Below are 1,432 nucleotides of genomic sequence, written 5' to 3'. Positions count from 1 at the left end.
TGTCGGGTGGTGTGACGTCATTGTGCTGAACTGTCCGTCTGTACATGCGTGTTCGGCACATCTACCGTCACTCTGTTCGCACATGCGTGCAGCGTGTGCACTTGGTTACGGGGGGTGCGGCGATGGGTCGCCGATGGCAGGGCTTTCGTGTGCGCAGTGTGACGGCCGGGGTGGTCTCTGCGGGTGTTCTCGCTGCTGTCCTGCCTGCTGGATTGGTGGGTGTGGCGTCTCCGGCTGCTGCGGAGTCCGTGGAGGAGGAGGCCGGCGAGGTCTACGATCCGGCGGCGGTGGCTGAGACGGCGGAGGCTCAGGCCCTTGCTGAGGCGCGTGAGATCGGTGAGCCTGTCGAGGTCGTGTCGCTGCGTGGGGAGGCTCGCGAGGTATTCGCGACGCCGGAGGGGACCCTTGAAGCGCGGGAGTATGTAGCCCCCGTGTGGACCAGGGGGGCGGATGACTGGGAGCGGGTGAACCTGGAGCTGACGGTTCGCCCGGACGGCAGTGTCGGGCCGAAGGTGTCCACCGTGGACCTCACCTTCTCCCACGGCGGGGACAGCCCGCTGGTGAGCATGGTGCGGCACGGGCGTGAGCTGGAGCTCTCATGGCCTGGCAAGTTGCCCGCGCCTCGGCTCGATGGCGAGTTGGCGGTCTATCCGGAGGTCTTGCCGGATGTGGACCTGCGCATGGAGGCGATACCCGACGGTTTCGTGTCCCTGCTGGTGGTGAAGTCGGCAAAGGCGGCAGTCGACCCCGCGCTGCAGGAGGTGCGACTGGGGCTCAACGCCGCGGGTCTCGACGTCGGGCTCACCGAGGACGGTGGCATCGAGGCCCTCGATGCGGGATCCACAAGCGTGGTCTTTGAGGCACCGGCACCCTTGATGTGGGATTCCAGCGTGCCGGTAGCGGTGGAGGGCAGTGATGCGCCGGCGGCGGATGCTCCCGAGGCGTCCGGAGAGTCCATGGACAGTGATCCGGGGCCGGGTGGTTCGGGGAACGTGGCCCAGCTGGAGGTCGAACTACCGGCGGCGGGTGACGAGCTGGTGCTCACACCCGATGCGAGCGTGCTGCATGGCGAGGACACGGAGTACCCGGTCTTCATCGATCCGCAGTTTCACTCTCCTCGCGCCTCCGCCTGGACCATGGCGTCCCGTCACCACGCGAGCACCAGCTTCTGGAACTTCAGCGGCGACGAGGGCGTGGGCTACTGCGTCGGCTGGGCTAACTGCAACTCCAACGAAGTGAAGCGTCTCTTCTACCGGATCGACACTTCACGCTTTGCCGGCACGAGGGTGCTCAGCGCCGAGTTCGTGGTGCGCAACGTCCACTCAGCGCAGTGCACCAACCACCCGGTCGAACTCTGGCGGACGAAGGGCATCAACAGCTCCACAACCTGGAACACGCAAACAGCTTCCGGGTTCTGGATCGAGCGGCTGCG

General features: G+C 66.3%; 1 pseudogene. It reads left to right on the top strand.

Features of this window, described 5'->3' with window-relative positions:
- Positions 1-248: 248 nt before the first annotated feature.
- Positions 249-1,432, top strand: a pseudogene (locus tag PJ985_RS23145) (LamG domain-containing protein); the annotation flags it as partial.

The organism is Streptomyces sp. ACA25 (genome assembly GCF_028200735.1).
Lineage (GTDB): Bacteria > Actinomycetota > Actinomycetes > Streptomycetales > Streptomycetaceae > Streptomyces.
The sequence above is the reverse complement of the archived record's forward strand: the minus strand, read 5'-3'. Positions and strand labels throughout refer to the sequence as shown.